Here is a 15,101-nt window from a genome sequence, read left to right as displayed (position 1 = left end):
GAGAAAGTATGACATCAGGCGGACAAGCTCAGATTGGTAATGTTGATCTCGTTAAACAGCTCAACGGTGCGGCTGTCTACCGCCTGATTGATCAGCACGGGCCTATCTCACGCATTCAGATTGCCGAGCAGAGCCAGCTCGCACCGGCCAGCGTGACAAAAATCACCCGTCAGCTTATTGAGCGCGGGTTGATCAAAGAAGTGGATCAACAAGCCTCAACGGGCGGCCGCCGGGCTATCTCTATCGTCACAGAGACCCGCCACTTTCACGCCATCGGCGTGCGACTGGGCCGCTACGATACCACCCTTACCCTGTACGATCTCAGCAGTAAAGTGCTGGCAGAGGAGCACTACCCGCTGCCAGAACGCACCCAGCAGACGCTGGAGCATGCGCTGCTCAATACCATTGCCCATTTTATTGATGCCTGCCAGCGTAAAATCCGCGAGCTGATTGCCATTTCGGTGATTCTGCCGGGATTGGTTGATCCGCAAAGCGGCGTAATTCGTTATATGCCGCATATTCAGGTTGAAAATTGGCCGCTGGTAGAGGCGCTGGAAAAACGCTTCAACGTCACTTGCTTTGTCGGTCACGATATCCGCAGCCTGGCGCTGGCGGAACACTACTTCGGGGCCAGTCAGGACTGTGAGGATTCAATTCTGGTGCGCGTCCACCGCGGGACCGGCGCAGGGATCATTTCCAATGGTCGTATTTTCATCGGCCGCAATGGTAATGTTGGTGAGATTGGCCATATTCAGGTTGATCCGCTGGGCGAGCGCTGTCACTGCGGTAATTTTGGCTGTCTTGAAACCGTTGCGGCGAATGCCGCTATTGAACAACGCGTCCGTAAATTGCTGGAGAAGGGCCATCCGAGCCGGGTAAAACCAGATGACTGTAATATTAAAGCGATCTGTAAAGCGGCTAACAAGGGCGATCCGCTCGCCAGTGATGTGATTGAACAGGTAGGACGTCACCTTGGTAAGACCATCGCCATCGCCATCAACCTTTTTAATCCGCAAAAAGTGGTGATTGCCGGAGAAATTGTTGAAGCAGAAAAAATTCTTTTACCCGCTATCGAAAGCTGCATCAACGCTCAGGCACTTCAGGCCTTTCGTGAAAACCTGCCAGTGGTACGTTCGACGCTGGATCACCGCTCCGCGATTGGCGCTTTTGCGCTGGTCAAACGCGCCATGCTAAACGGAATTTTACTGCAACGTTTGCTGGAAAGTTAACGTCATCTTATAGTGTGGCCTCATTTTTAGAACCGGGTTTTCCATGACCATTCAGAACATCATTTGTGATATTGACGGCGTGCTGATGCACGATAACGTTGCCGTACCGGGCGCTGCGGAATTTGTCACCCGCATTCTGGAAAAGGGCCTGCCGCTGGTGCTGCTGACCAACTATCCTTCGCAGACCGGACAGGATCTGGCTAATCGTTTCGCGACTGCTGGCATCAACGTACCCGACAGTGTTTTCTATACCTCTGCTATGGCAACAGCCGACTTTCTGCGTAAACAGGAAGGTAAAAAAGCGTATGTGGTTGGGGAAGGCGCGTTAATTCATGAGTTGTACAAAGCGGGTTTTACCATAACTGACGTCAATCCGGACTTTGTTATTGTCGGCGAGACCCGCTCCTACAACTGGGAAATGATGCACAAGGCTGCTTTCTTTGTGGCGAACGGCGCGCGGTTTATCGCCACAAATCCGGATACTCACGGTCGTGGCTTTTATCCGGCCTGCGGCGCGCTATGCGCGGGCATTGAGAAAATCTCCGGACGTAAACCGTTTTGTGTGGGTAAACCAAGCCCATGGATCATCCGTGCGGCACTGAACACAATGCAGGCGCATTCTGAACAGACAGTAATTGTCGGCGATAATCTGCGCACCGATATTCTGGCCGGTTTTCAGGCCGGACTGGAAACCATTCTGGTGCTTTCTGGCGTCTCGACGCTTGATGATATAGACAGCATGCCGTTCCGGCCTTCCTGGATATACCCCTCCGTCGCTGAAATTGATGTTTTCTGAAAAAGGCCACGTCTACGGACGTGGTTTTTTGTTTAATCCCATAATTACACCATTCAATGAAAATGCTTTAAAATTGCATATTCGTCAATATATCTATGCTCAAGGCACCACTTTTTCATTATTCATTAATCACTATTGAATTTTTTGTGATTGCACAACCAAAACACTTGCCTACGCCCTGACATTGCGGCATTTTCATTAACAAGCAACATCACAGGGTTAACGGAGAAGGTTATGTGTTCTATTTTTGGCGTACTGGATATTAAAACTGACGCGGCTGAGCTGCGTAAAAAAGCGCTGGAGTTATCACGTCTGATGCGCCATCGTGGCCCGGACTGGTCCGGCGTTTACGCAAGCGACAACGCCATTCTGGCGCATGAACGTCTGTCTATTGTCGACGTCAATGCCGGTGCCCAGCCACTCTATAACGATAAAAAAACCCACGCGCTGGCCGTTAACGGTGAAATCTACAACCATCAGGCACTGCGTGCGGAATATGGCGATCGCTATCACTTCCAGACCGGCTCCGACTGTGAAGTCATTCTCGCGCTGTATCAGGAAAAAGGTCCGGAATTCCTGGATGAGTTACAGGGGATGTTCGCTTTCGTCCTTTACGACAGCGAAAAAGACGCATATCTGATTGGCCGCGACCATATCGGTATCATCCCGCTGTATATGGGCCACGACGAGCACGGCAACCTGTATATCGCCTCCGAAATGAAAGCGCTGGTGCCGGTGTGCCGGACCATTAAAGAGTTCCCGGCTGGCAGCTACCTGTGGAGCCAGGACGGTGAAATTCGTCCGTATTATCATCGTGACTGGTTCAGCTACGAGGCGGTGAAAGACAATGTGACAGACAAAAACGCCCTGCGCCAGGCGCTGGAAGAATCCGTCAAAAGCCACCTGATGTCTGATGTGCCGTATGGCGTTCTGCTCTCGGGCGGTCTGGACTCGTCAGTAATCTCCGCCATCACCAAAAAATTTGCCGCCCGCCGGGTGGAAGATCAGGAGCGCTCCGAAGCCTGGTGGCCACAGCTGCACTCTTTTGCCGTCGGCCTGGAAGGTGCGCCCGATCTGAAAGCTGCGCAGGAAGTGGCGAATCATCTTGGCACCGTCCATCATGAGATTCACTTCACCGTCCAGGAAGGTCTGGACGCCATTCGTGATGTGATTTACCACATTGAGACCTATGACGTTACCACCATCCGGGCATCAACGCCGATGTACCTGATGTCGCGCAAAATTAAAGCGATGGGCATTAAAATGGTGCTGTCTGGTGAAGGTTCCGATGAGGTGTTTGGTGGCTACCTGTATTTCCATAAAGCGCCAGATGCCAAAGAACTACATGAAGAGACCGTACGTAAGCTTCAGGCTCTGCACATGTTCGACTGTGCCCGCGCTAACAAGGCGATGTCAGCCTGGGGCGTGGAAGCGCGCGTGCCGTTCCTCGATAAAAAATTCCTTGACGTGGCTATGCGGATCAACCCGCAGGACAAAATGTGCGGCAATGGCAAAATGGAAAAACATATCCTGCGCGAATGTTTCGAATCCTACCTGCCGGCAAGCGTAGCATGGCGTCAGAAAGAGCAGTTCTCTGACGGCGTCGGTTACAGCTGGATCGATACACTCAAAGAAGTGGCCGCAAAACAGGTCTCCGATCAACAACTGGAAACCGCCAGTTTCCGCTTCCCGTACAACACGCCGTCGTCAAAAGAAGCGTATTTGTATCGTGAAATCTTTGAAGAGCTGTTTCCGGTCCCGAGTGCCGCAGAATGCGTGCCTGGCGGACCATCCGTGGCCTGTTCATCAGCAAAAGCGATTGAATGGGATGAAGCGTTCAAAACCATGAACGATCCGTCAGGCCGTGCGGTAGGTGTACACCAGTCTGCGTATAAATAATTGCAGACGACCGCCCCGGCCAACGCCGGGGCTTTTTATTACTGTTTTTTTGCATCCTGCTCCAGATATGCCGTCAGGAAATGGTCGGGGTTTGCGACATCGCTTTTGGATAAATCGTCGTTATAGTTAATCCACCAGGAAGATGGCTCGTCTGGCATATAAAGATTGCCATTGCCATCTTTCATGCGCAGCAGTTCAAACGACTTACCGTTAATTTCTGTGGTATAGCTTTTCTCGCCGTCGCGTACCATTTGAACTTTGCAGCGGAAAATCCGGCCATCGACGTCGTTATCAACATGCGAAATCTGCACTAACGCTTCGTTTGCCGCCCGCGGGCCAATGCGCATTAACCATACGATAGCGCCCTCCTGTCCCTGATACCCCTGTACATACTTACCAATTTCAGGCCGCACCGTTTCAGCAAACGCAGACTGCATCAGAAAAAAAACACCTAAAAAAACTGTCATCACGCGCAACATACTATTCCCTCAATAATGTAGCGATAGGGTTTCCCCTATGAGTTATGCCAAACCTGGAGGGAGAGCATGGCTCCCCTGACAAATTTGGCAGCATGAGTATTTCACAGCGTAATTTCATAGCACCATTGTTGAATTCCGAATTTTATTCTTTAGTTGAAATAACAACTTCATGCCGTAGATAAAAACCTGAAGCCATCAATTATTGCTGAATAATCCATCACGCTGTTCGCAACCTAACCAGACAGTCACTTTCGGGCCACTTTCAGTGAAAAAGGTGTTGACGCTTCAGGGCCCAATACGCATAATGCGCCCCGCAACGCCGATAAGGTAGAGTGAAAAAAGAGGGCTACGTAGCTCAGTTGGTTAGAGCACATCACTCATAATGATGGGGTCACAGGTTCGAATCCCGTCGTAGCCACCATCTTTTTTTTGCGGGAGTGGCGAAATTGGTAGACGCACCAGATTTAGGTTCTGGCGCCGCAAGGTGTGCGAGTTCAAGTCTCGCCTCCCGCACCATTCACCCGTAAGCGTTGCACGGATGGGGTATCGCCAAGCGGTAAGGCACCGGTTTTTGATACCGGCATTCCCTGGTTCGAATCCAGGTACCCCAGCCATACTTTTTTGACATATGCGGGTTTGCCGCTACAGGCATTGGGGTATCGCCAAGCGGTAAGGCACCGGTTTTTGATACCGGCATTCCCTGGTTCGAATCCAGGTACCCCAGCCAGTCAAAAGAGAAAAATGGCTACGTAGCTCAGTTGGTTAGAGCACATCACTCATAATGATGGGGTCACAGGTTCGAATCCCGTCGTAGCCACCAATTACAGGATGTAGCAGATTAAGCCTGTTATTTCCGAACAATTTGTTGGGGTATCGCCAAGCGGTAAGGCACCGGATTCTGATTCCGGCATTCCGAGGTTCGAATCCTCGTACCCCAGCCAATTTTAAAGACGTTCATCGTATTGAACGCACTTGCTGGAGTCGCATCCGGCAACGCAGTACCAGACCATTGGGGTATCGCCAAGCGGTAAGGCACCGGATTCTGATTCCGGCATTCCGAGGTTCGAATCCTCGTACCCCAGCCAATTTTAAAGACGTTCATCGTATTGAACGCACTTGCTGGAGTCGCATCCGGCAACGCAGTACCAGACCATTGGGGTATCGCCAAGCGGTAAGGCACCGGATTCTGATTCCGGCATTCCGAGGTTCGAATCCTCGTACCCCAGCCAATTCAAAAAAGCTCGCTTCGGCGGGCTTTTTTGTTTTATAAAATCGTGGAACCGCATGATGCTGTAATGCATTTATAGCTACACAATAAGGACGTTGTGATGAACTACTCGCTCCTCTCCCCCTTTTTCACCCGCGTCAGCTACCTGCTGTTGTTCGTGGTTTTCCTCGGCCTCATTTTTTACGGTCTGTCCGCGCCTTTCTGTTATTTCATTCTGTCCGCATTACTCTTTCCAATCGGGGTATCAATGCGCCTGCACCGGCTTAATGAGATCGGCAGTGCGCTGACGTTAACTGAGAATACGCAGTGGATGGTTTATATTCATGGCTTTCCGGCGCAGGAGCAGCGCGCGGTGCTTAAAAACCCGTGTTTTTATTCAGTTAACCGGCTACGGCAATTTTTTATTCGCTGCGTTGTCGGCAAGATCATGATGGTGCTGACAGGGATGGGCATTCTTGCTCATGAATTTCTGTACCCAAAAAACGAGCCGGTTCCGCTGGCGTTAGCGTGTATCGTTTTATCAGGCTTGCTGTATGTAATGGGCAAGAATTTGTGGTTGTTAGCCCGGCTAATCAATAACCGCTGGGAAAGCGAGACGTTGACCACCAGCACGGGCAGTATCTGGTATCAGGGGTTTATATTAACGAAACGGGGACGAGAGCCGATGTTTAACTGGCTTTAAGCCTGAGCGTCAACTGTGCCGGGTGGCGCTTCGCTTACCCGGCCTACAACATGTTATATATCAATAGATTAGGCAATCATCATAGGCCTGTGCAAGCGCAGCGCCGCCAGGCAAATCGTCACCCGTGGCCGCATACAGGCTTCACGTTCACAACCCCAGAGCATACTTCAGCGCCTGACGCTTCAGCACGCCTGCCCGCTGGGCTGCCATTAAACCGACATTGCGCAGCACGCGCAGCGGCCCGAGATCGTTACTGAAACCGGCGCAAAACAGATCCATCCCGGACTGCATGATGAAATTATCCGCCATCCGCCGCCGCTGGTAGCGCTTCAGCACCGGATGACTGGCCCAGTCTTCACCATAACTGCGCGCGCCTGCCAGCACATCCAGCAGCGCATCCACGTCACGATAGCCAAGATTGACGCCCTGCCCCGCCAGCGGATGAATGGTATGCGCCGCATCGCCCACCAGCGCGAGACCTGGCAGTACGTATTTCAGCGCGTGGCGGCGGGTCAGCGGAAACGCGCCTGCGGCAACCGGCGTAACGTCACCCAGCCGTGCCGGGAAATGCTGCGTGATTTCGCGTGCAAGCTGCGGCATGCTCAGCGTGCTAAGCTGACGGATGCGTGCAGGCGTGTCATACCACACCAGCGACGCCCGGTTATCAAATAGCGGCAGAAACGCACGCGGACCGGCGGGGGTAAAATGCTGCCAGGTGCTGTCGCCCGGCGCGTTTTCGCACTCGACGGAAATCAACATACACGCCTGCTGATAGTGCCACGCATGAATGCCAATACCCGCCATCTGCCGCACCTGCGAATTTGCGCCGTCTGCGCCCACCACCAGCTTCACCGTCAGCGTATCGCCGTCATCCAGCTCCAGCACCTGCCTTTCGCCATCATGCCGCAGTGATTTCACACTGGCAGGCACGCGCAATGATACCTGCGGATGCGCCTCCAGCGCCTGCCAGAGCGCTGACTGGAGCACATTATTTTCGACCATATAACCCAGATACGGCAGCTTAAGCTCGGCGGCATCAAAGACAACATGCGCGCTCTGCCATTCCCAGGTTTCAAGCCGACGATACGGATGGGCGCGCATCTTTTGCACCGCATCCCAGACGCCAAGGCTTTGGAGCAGTGAAACCGAGGCGGCGCTGATGGCTGAAATACGCACGTCAGGTTGCGCACCAGCATCAAACGCGGGCGGCGCGGCGCACTCAATCACCGTCACGGTAAAACCGTGCTGTGCCAGTCCCAGCGCCAGCGCGCCACCGACCATTCCACCGCCGATCACCGCCACTTCACCCGCTTGATTTTTCATGGTCACCCGTCCTTTTGAGAGAATCCTTTAAGTTTACAGGATTTTCACTTTTATTTGGCCGGAAGATGAACTATGGTCACAACCGCGCCAAAGCATTACAATACGCGCCCTGCATTCCTGGTCCTATTTCGCAAGAGCAAGTCGATGACAAAAAAACTCCACATTAAAACCTGGGGCTGTCAGATGAACGAATACGATTCATCGAAGATGGCCGATCTGCTGGATGCCACGCATGGCTACCAACTCACCGAGGTCGCGGAAGAGGCAGATGTTCTGCTGCTGAATACCTGCTCGATTCGTGAGAAGGCGCAGGAGAAGGTCTTCCATCAGTTAGGTCGCTGGAGATTATTAAAGGAAAAAAATCCGGACCTGATCATCGGTGTTGGCGGCTGCGTCGCATCTCAGGAAGGCGATCATATTCGTCAGCGCGCCAATTATGTCGATATTATTTTTGGCCCGCAGACCCTGCATCGCCTGCCGGAAATGATCAACGCCGTGCGCGGCGATCGCAGCCCGGTGGTCGACATCAGCTTCCCGGAAATCGAAAAATTCGACCGTCTGCCTGAACCGCGCGCCGACGGCCCGACCGCGTTCGTTTCGATTATGGAAGGCTGCAACAAATACTGTACGTACTGTGTGGTGCCGTATACTCGTGGTGAAGAAGTCAGCCGTCCGTGCGACGACATTCTGTTTGAAATCGCCCAGCTTGCGGCGCAGGGCGTGCGTGAAGTCAACCTGCTTGGCCAGAACGTTAACGCCTGGCGGGGTGAGAACTATGACGGGACCACTGGCTCGTTCGCTGAGCTGCTGCGTCTGGTCGCCGCCATTGACGGTATTGACCGCGTGCGCTTCACCACCAGCCATCCGATTGAATTTACCGATGACATCATTGAGGTGTATCGCGACACGCCGGAACTGGTCAGCTTCCTGCACCTGCCGGTACAAAGCGGTTCCGACCGCGTATTGAACCTGATGAGCCGCACCCATACCGCGCTGGAGTACAAAGCGATTATCCGCAAACTGCGTGCCGCGCGTCCGGATATTCAGGTCAGTTCTGACTTTATCGTCGGCTTCCCCGGTGAAACTACCGACGATTTTGAAAAGACCATGAAGCTGATTGCCGATGTTAATTTTGATATGAGCTACAGCTTTATTTTCTCTGCCCGTCCGGGTACCCCAGCCGCCGATATGGTCGATGACGTTCCGGAAGAAGAAAAGAAACAGCGTTTATATATTCTGCAAGAGCGTATTAACCAACAGGCGATGGCCTGGAGCCGCCGGATGCTCGGCACCACCCAGCGTATTCTGGTTGAAGGCACCTCGCGCAAAAGCATTATGGAGCTATCGGGCCGTACCGAAAATAACCGTGTGGTGAACTTCGAAGGGTCGCCGGAGATGATCGGTAAGTTCGTGGATGTTGAAATTACCGACGTCTATCCGAACTCCCTGCGCGGCAAGCTGGTGCGCACTGAAGATGAGATGGGTCTGCGCATTAATGAATCCCCGGCATCGGTGATTGCCCGTACCCGTAAAGAAAACGAGATTGGCGTCGGTATGTATCAGCCATAATCTCCCCGGCCTGCCTTATCGGCAGGCCTTGTTTTCCCCTTTCTCGTCCCCCATATTGACTCCATTGCTTGCGCCTTTTTCTGTTGCGTGAATAATTTGCTTAACACTCACTCCATTCTGCCGATCCCTGCCTTTGACTCGCGATCCGGCTACACGGTAAAAGAGGAACAGTTTGAATACAGAATCTCGTGAAATTACCCTTGAACCTGCCGATAATGCCCGTCTGCTAAGTTTGTGCGGACCGTTTGATGACAACATCAAACATCTGGAGCGCCGGTTAGGCATCGAAATCAACCGTCACGATTACCACTTTACCCTTACGGGTCGCCCTATTTGCGTCAATGCCGCTGCCGATATCCTGCGCACGCTGTACGTTGACACCGCGCCGATGCGCGGGCAAATCCAGGATATCGAACCGGAGCAGATCCACCTCGCGATTAAAGAAGCGCGGGTGCTGGAGCAGAGCGCCGAGAGCGTGCCGGAATACGGTAAAGCGATTCATATCAAGACCAAACGCGGGGTGATCAAACCGCGGACGCCGAATCAGGCCCAGTACATCGCCAATATTCTTGACCACGACATTACCTTTGGCATAGGTCCTGCCGGGACGGGTAAAACGTATCTGGCGGTGGCCGCAGCGGTGGATGCCCTTGAGCGCCAGGAAATCCGCCGTATTTTGCTGACTCGTCCGGCGGTAGAAGCCGGAGAAAAACTGGGCTTCCTGCCCGGCGATCTCAGCCAGAAGGTCGACCCGTACCTGCGCCCGCTGTACGACGCCCTGTTTGAAATGCTCGGCTTCGAAAAAGTCGAGAAGCTGATGGAGCGTAACGTGATTGAAGTGGCACCGCTGGCCTACATGCGCGGTCGTACCCTGAACGATGCCTTCATCATTCTGGATGAGAGCCAGAACACCACCATCGAGCAGATGAAAATGTTCCTGACCCGTATTGGCTTTAACTCCAAAGCGGTGATCACCGGTGACATCACCCAGGTCGACCTGCCACGCAGCACCAAATCCGGTCTGCGCCATGCTATTGAAGTGCTGGCAAATGTCGAAGAAATCAGCTTTAACTTTTTCCACAGCGAAGACGTGGTGCGTCACCCGGTTGTTGCCCGCATCGTTACCGCCTATGAAGCCTGGGAAGAAGCCGATCAAAAACGACGTGCAGAACTGGCCGAAGAACGTAAGCGCGACGCGCAGGAGCAAAAATGAGTGCGGTTATCCTCGACCTTCAACTGGCCTGCGAAAACAACGCCGGCCTGCCGGAAGAAAGCCAGTTTCAGACATGGCTGGATGCCGTTATTCCCCAGTTTCAGGAAGAATCAGAAGTGACGATCCGGCTGGTGGATGAGGCAGAAAGCCACGAGCTGAATCTGACCTATCGCGGCAAGGATAAATCCACGAATGTACTCTCTTTTCCTTTTGAAGCACCGCCGGGCATTGAGATGCCGTTGCTGGGCGATTTAATCATCTGCCGCCAGGTGGTTGAACAGGAAGCTAAAGAGCAACAGAAACCGCTGGAGGCCCACTGGGCGCATATGGTCATTCACGGCAGTTTGCATCTGCTGGGTTACGATCATATTGAAGACGATGAAGCAGAAGAGATGGAGTCGCTCGAAACAGAGATAATGCTTGCTCTGGGCTACGAGGACCCGTACATTGCCGAGAAGGAGTAACCTGCGCGCCAGTTCACTGGCGTACAGGCATCACACCCGGCGCTGAGGCTGCGCGCTGGGGGATTATTTTATTAACATGAGAACCCATACGACGCCATGAGCGACGACAATTCACACAGTAGTGACACAATAACGAGTAAGAAGGGATTTTTCTCCCTGTTATTAAGCCAGCTCTTTCACGGCGAACCGAAAAACCGGGATGAACTGCTGGCGCTGATCCGTGATTCCGGGCAGAACGAGCTTATCGATGAAGATACGCGCGACATGCTCGAAGGGGTAATGGATATTGCCGACCAGCGTGTTCGCGATATCATGATCCCCCGCTCGCAGATGGTTACCCTGAAACGCAATCAAAGCCTGGACGAATGCCTCGATGTGATCATCGAATCCGCCCACTCGCGTTTCCCGGTCATCAGCGAAGATAAAGATCACGTCGAAGGGATTCTGATGGCGAAAGATCTGCTGCCGTTTATGCGTAGCGATGCCGAAGCCTTTAGCATGGAAAAAGTGTTACGTCAGGCGGTGGTTGTCCCTGAGAGCAAACGCGTTGACCGGATGCTCAAGGAGTTCCGTTCTCAGCGTTATCATATGGCCATCGTCATCGACGAGTTTGGCGGCGTCTCGGGTCTGGTGACCATTGAAGACATTCTCGAACTGATCGTTGGCGAAATTGAAGACGAATATGACGAAGAAGAGGATATCGACTTCCGTCAGTTGAGCCGTCATACCTGGACCTTACGTGCGCTGGCTTCCATTGAAGATTTTAACGAAACCTTTGGCACGCATTTCAGCGATGATGAAGTGGATACCATTGGCGGTCTGGTGATGCAGGCATTTGGTCATCTTCCCGCACGCGGCGAAACCATCGACATCGATGGCTACCAGTTCAAGGTCGCGATGGCCGACAGCCGCCGAATTATTCAGGTTCACGTCAAATTACCGGAAGACTCCGCGCAACCTAAACTGGACGAGTAATGTAAATGGCATTTGCCTCACTGTTTGAACGCCAGCGCGTGCGCCTGCTGCTGGCGTTACTTTTGGGAGCCAGCGGAACGCTGGCTTTTTCTCCTTATGACATCTGGCCTGCAGCCCTGGTTTCGCTGGTGGGGCTTCAGGGACTGACGCTCAATCGCCGTCCGTTACAGGCGGCGGCCATTGGCTTCTTCTGGGGCTTTGGCCTGTTTGGTACCGGCATTAACTGGGTGTACGTCAGCATCGCGCAATTTGGCGGCATGCCCGGACCGGTAAACGTCTTCCTGGTGGTGCTGCTGGCAGCCTACATGTCGCTTTATACCGGTCTGTTTGGCGGTATTCTGGCGCGGCTATGGCCGAAAACCGACTGGATACGCGTTGCCATTGCTGCACCCGCGATCTGGCAGATTAGCGAATTCCTGCGCGGCTGGGTATTGACCGGCTTTCCCTGGCTCCAGTTCGGCTACAGTCAGATTGACGGCCCGCTGAAGGGCCTCGCCCCGGTGGCGGGCGTTGAAACCATCAACTTCCTGCTGATGATGATCAGCGGCCTGCTGGTGCTGGCCGCCGTGGCGCGCAGCTGGCGACCGCTGGTGGCGGCGCTGGTACTGTTTGCCCTGCCGTTCCCGCTACGCTATATCCAGTGGTACCAACCGGAGCCGGAAAAGACGACTCAGGTTTCGCTGGTGCAGGGCAATATCCCGCAGTCGCTGAAATGGGATGAAGGTCAGCTTCTTGCTACGCTGAAAATTTACATCGATGCCACAAAGCCGCTGATGGGCAAATCCTCGCTGATAATCTGGCCGGAATCTGCCATCACCGATCTGGAGATTAATCAGCAACCGTTGCTGGGTGAAATGGACAGTATGCTGCGCGAGAAAGGCAGTTCGCTTATCACCGGCATCGTTGACGCGCGGCTGAATAAGCAAAACCGCTACGATACCTACAACACCATTATCACGCTGGGTAAGGGATCGCCGTACAGCTATAATTCCGCCGATCGCTACAATAAAAACCATCTGGTGCCGTTTGGCGAATTTGTGCCGCTGGAAACCATCCTGCGCCCGCTGGCACCGTTCTTTGACCTGCCGATGTCATCCTTCAGCCGTGGACCCTACGTCCAGCCTCCGCTGTTAGTAGACGGCTATAAGCTGACGGCAGCCATCTGCTATGAAATCATCCTTGGCGAGCAGGTACGCGATAACTTCCGTGCCGAAAATGATTTCCTGCTGACCATATCCAACGACGCGTGGTTTGGTAAGTCCATCGGTCCGTGGCAGCATTTCCAGATGGCGCGGATGCGTGCGCTGGAACTGGCGCGTCCGCTGCTGCGCAGTACCAACAACGGTATCACGGCGGTGATTGGCGCTGACGGCGACGTTCAGGCGATGATCCCGCAATTTACCCGCCAGGTACTAACTACTACTGTAACGCCAACCACCGGCCTGACGCCTTATGCCCGTACCGGCAACTGGCCGCTGTGGATCATGACCGCCCTGTTCGGTTTTGGTGCGTTGGTAATGAGTCTTCGTAAGCGTCGCTAATATTTCCTGATGATCCTCTTCCCCCGCCAGGCTCAGGTGGGGGATTTTTTTATTCTTCGGTCAATCGGTGCGGAAAACGTTAGAACGGTCATATTTTTTTCTGCCCAATAACGTACTCTTTAATTATTCCAGTGCCGTTGAACAGTTAACCCTTCAATAATAATTCAGACGGTCTGTTTAATTCATGGAGGAAATTTATGAGCTTTTATACATCAATGTTGAGAATAGTTGAAAACCATATCGCCCCGCTGGCGGGGCGGGTTGGTTCGCAACGCCATATATTAGCCATCCGCGATGGATTTATTGCCGCTATGCCTTTTATTATTGTCGGGAGTATTTTACTCATCGTCGCAAACCCGCCTTTTGAAGAAAATACAACGTTTGCGCCTGGGCTGGCATGGCTACATTTTGCGAAAGCGCATTTTACGCTTATTACCCAGCCCTATTATATGAGCATGGGCCTGATGAGTGTGTTTGTTGCTATCGCCACCGCATATAGTCTGGCGCAATCTTATCAGTCGGACGGTTTGACTGCTGGATTGCTCTCGTTGATGGCATTCCTGGTCGCTGCCTCACCGCAAATAGAGGGCAAAATGTCGCTGGATTTTCTCGGTGGTGAAGGGGTTTTTACCGCCTTGATTTGCGCCATCTGGTCCGTGGAACTCATACGGCTATTAAAAAAATATCATATTACTGTAAAAATGCCGGAACAAGTTCCACCGGCAATAGCCCGCTCATTCGAATTACTTTTACCCGTCGCAGGGATCTTTATCACTGTCTATCCGGTCAGTTTAATTATTCAGGGAGAGTTTCACATTTTGCTTCCTGAAGCAGTTATGTATATTTTCCAACCGATTATTTCCGTCAGCGATTCACTCCCGGCTATTATTATTGCCATCTTGCTGTCTAATCTTCTTTGGTTTTCGGGCATTCACGGTGACAGTATTGTGACAGGCCTCATTAATCCGTTATGCATGGCCAATATTGCGACGAATGCGGCACCGATTGTGCAGGGTAGCGAACCGACACAGATTTTAAGCGTGCCATACTGGTCGTTTTTTGTGTGCCTGGGTGGCTCAGGCTCAACGCTGGTGTTATGCATAATGTATCTCAGAAGCCGCTCGGTACATCTGAAAACCATGGGACGACTGAGTATTGTTCCCTCGCTCTTTAACATCAATGAACCGGTGCTTTTCGGTTCGCCCGTGGTCATGAATCCGGTTTTATTTTTGCCGCTGATGATCGTTCCTGTCCTGAATGCCATCATTGCCTGGGTCCTGATGCAAACGCACGTCATTTCAATGATGGTTGTCATGTCCCCCTGGACCACGCCCGCACCGCTTGGGGCCCTTATCTCGAGTGCCTGGGACTATCGGGCAGCGCTTTGCGTTATCTTTCTGATGGTGCTGGATTTCGGCATTTGGTATCCCTTCTTCAAAGTGTATGAAAAACAGCTTGTGGAAAAAGAACGTCTTGAAGGATCGCAAGTTGTGGCCCACTAGTCTCTTCTTAAAGGTCATGGCGGGGAATGAGATCGCTGTCCCTCTTTCATTCCCCCATCCTGGCACACCCTTTGCTTATTATTTATTGCAGGCTGCGAAATACGTATAAAGCGCAACCCGGTCGCACCACAGTGGCGCATCGGTAGCACCCTGAAAGTGCAAAGCCCTATTTTTGCCTCTAAATGGTGCGGGGCACTTCGC

Annotated in this window: 12 protein-coding genes and 8 tRNA genes; 18 read left to right on the top strand and 2 right to left on the bottom strand. The window is 52.7% G+C overall.

Annotated features, from left to right (window positions below):
- Positions 1-8 precede the first annotated feature (8 nt).
- The 3 genes from nagC (at position 9) to asnB (ending at position 3,924) form a co-directional block, all read left to right on the top strand.
- Positions 9-1,229, top strand: a complete 1,221-nt coding sequence (nagC, locus tag CHU32_RS10680; protein WP_103677455.1) for a DNA-binding transcriptional regulator NagC — start codon at positions 9-11, stop codon at positions 1,227-1,229.
- A gap of 43 nt (positions 1,230-1,272) precedes the next feature.
- Positions 1,273-2,025 carry an HAD-IIA family hydrolase gene (locus CHU32_RS10675; protein WP_103677454.1) on the top strand — a complete coding sequence of 251 codons (753 nt, stop codon included), beginning with the start codon at positions 1,273-1,275 and terminating at the stop codon, positions 2,023-2,025.
- A gap of 234 nt (positions 2,026-2,259) precedes the next feature.
- Complete coding sequence (gene asnB, locus CHU32_RS10670; RefSeq protein ID WP_103677453.1) at positions 2,260-3,924, top strand: asparagine synthase B; 1,665 nt, start codon at positions 2,260-2,262, stop codon at positions 3,922-3,924.
- A 38-nt stretch (positions 3,925-3,962) separates the two neighbouring features.
- Here asnB and CHU32_RS10665 read toward each other — a convergent pair whose 3' ends face one another.
- Positions 3,963-4,403: a hypothetical protein gene (locus tag CHU32_RS10665; RefSeq protein WP_103677452.1), complete on the bottom strand. Its 441-nt coding sequence runs from the start codon at positions 4,401-4,403 to the stop codon at positions 3,963-3,965.
- 344 nt (positions 4,404-4,747) lie between these two features.
- Between CHU32_RS10665 and CHU32_RS10660 the strand changes: the two genes are divergently transcribed.
- From CHU32_RS10660 to CHU32_RS10620, 9 genes are all read left to right on the top strand, one after another.
- Positions 4,748-4,824: transfer RNA gene (locus CHU32_RS10660), tRNA-Met, on the top strand.
- 10 nt (positions 4,825-4,834) lie between these two features.
- Positions 4,835-4,919, top strand: a tRNA-Leu gene (locus CHU32_RS10655).
- Between the two features lie 23 nt (positions 4,920-4,942).
- A tRNA-Gln gene (locus CHU32_RS10650) sits at positions 4,943-5,017 on the top strand.
- A 38-nt stretch (positions 5,018-5,055) separates the two neighbouring features.
- Positions 5,056-5,130, top strand: a tRNA-Gln gene (locus tag CHU32_RS10645).
- Positions 5,131-5,146: 16 nt separating this feature from the next.
- A tRNA-Met gene (locus tag CHU32_RS10640) sits at positions 5,147-5,223 on the top strand.
- 46 nt (positions 5,224-5,269) lie between these two features.
- Positions 5,270-5,344 (top strand) — tRNA-Gln (locus CHU32_RS10635).
- A gap of 69 nt (positions 5,345-5,413) precedes the next feature.
- Positions 5,414-5,488, top strand: a tRNA-Gln gene (locus CHU32_RS10630).
- A gap of 69 nt (positions 5,489-5,557) precedes the next feature.
- A tRNA-Gln gene (locus CHU32_RS10625) sits at positions 5,558-5,632 on the top strand.
- Between the two features lie 99 nt (positions 5,633-5,731).
- On the top strand, positions 5,732-6,313 hold the full coding sequence (locus tag CHU32_RS10620) for a hypothetical protein (RefSeq protein WP_103677451.1): 582 nt from the start codon (positions 5,732-5,734) through the stop codon (positions 6,311-6,313).
- 147 nt (positions 6,314-6,460) lie between these two features.
- Here CHU32_RS10620 and ubiF read toward each other — a convergent pair whose 3' ends face one another.
- Complete coding sequence (gene ubiF / locus CHU32_RS10615; protein ID WP_103677450.1) at positions 6,461-7,636, bottom strand: 3-demethoxyubiquinol 3-hydroxylase; 1,176 nt, start codon at positions 7,634-7,636, stop codon at positions 6,461-6,463.
- Positions 7,637-7,780: 144 nt separating this feature from the next.
- Between ubiF and miaB the strand changes: the two genes are divergently transcribed.
- The 6 genes from miaB (at position 7,781) to CHU32_RS10585 (ending at position 14,900) form a co-directional block, all read left to right on the top strand.
- Complete coding sequence (miaB, locus tag CHU32_RS10610; protein WP_103750845.1) at positions 7,781-9,205, top strand: tRNA (N6-isopentenyl adenosine(37)-C2)-methylthiotransferase MiaB; 1,425 nt, start codon at positions 7,781-7,783, stop codon at positions 9,203-9,205.
- A 172-nt stretch (positions 9,206-9,377) separates the two neighbouring features.
- Positions 9,378-10,418: a PhoH family protein gene (locus tag CHU32_RS10605; RefSeq protein ID WP_103677449.1), complete on the top strand. Its 1,041-nt coding sequence runs from the start codon at positions 9,378-9,380 to the stop codon at positions 10,416-10,418.
- Entirely contained in the window at positions 10,415-10,882 is a 468-nt protein-coding gene (ybeY, locus tag CHU32_RS10600) for an rRNA maturation RNase YbeY (RefSeq protein WP_103677448.1), read from the top strand. The genes CHU32_RS10605 and ybeY overlap by 4 nt, the downstream gene beginning before the upstream one ends.
- Positions 10,883-10,978: 96 nt before the next feature.
- Positions 10,979-11,857, top strand: a complete 879-nt coding sequence (gene corC, locus CHU32_RS10595; RefSeq protein ID WP_103677447.1) for a CNNM family magnesium/cobalt transport protein CorC — start codon at positions 10,979-10,981, stop codon at positions 11,855-11,857.
- 5 nt (positions 11,858-11,862) lie between these two features.
- Entirely contained in the window at positions 11,863-13,398 is a 1,536-nt protein-coding gene (gene lnt, locus CHU32_RS10590) for an apolipoprotein N-acyltransferase (protein ID WP_103677446.1), read from the top strand.
- A gap of 197 nt (positions 13,399-13,595) precedes the next feature.
- Positions 13,596-14,900: a PTS sugar transporter subunit IIC gene (locus tag CHU32_RS10585; RefSeq protein WP_103677445.1), complete on the top strand. Its 1,305-nt coding sequence runs from the start codon at positions 13,596-13,598 to the stop codon at positions 14,898-14,900.
- Positions 14,901-15,101: the final 201 nt, after the last annotated feature.

The organism is Superficieibacter electus (assembly GCF_002915575.1).
In the GTDB taxonomy this organism is placed as follows: Bacteria; Pseudomonadota; Gammaproteobacteria; order Enterobacterales; family Enterobacteriaceae; genus Superficieibacter; species Superficieibacter electus.
The sequence above is the reverse complement of the archived record's forward strand: the minus strand, read 5'-3'. Positions and strand labels throughout refer to the sequence as shown.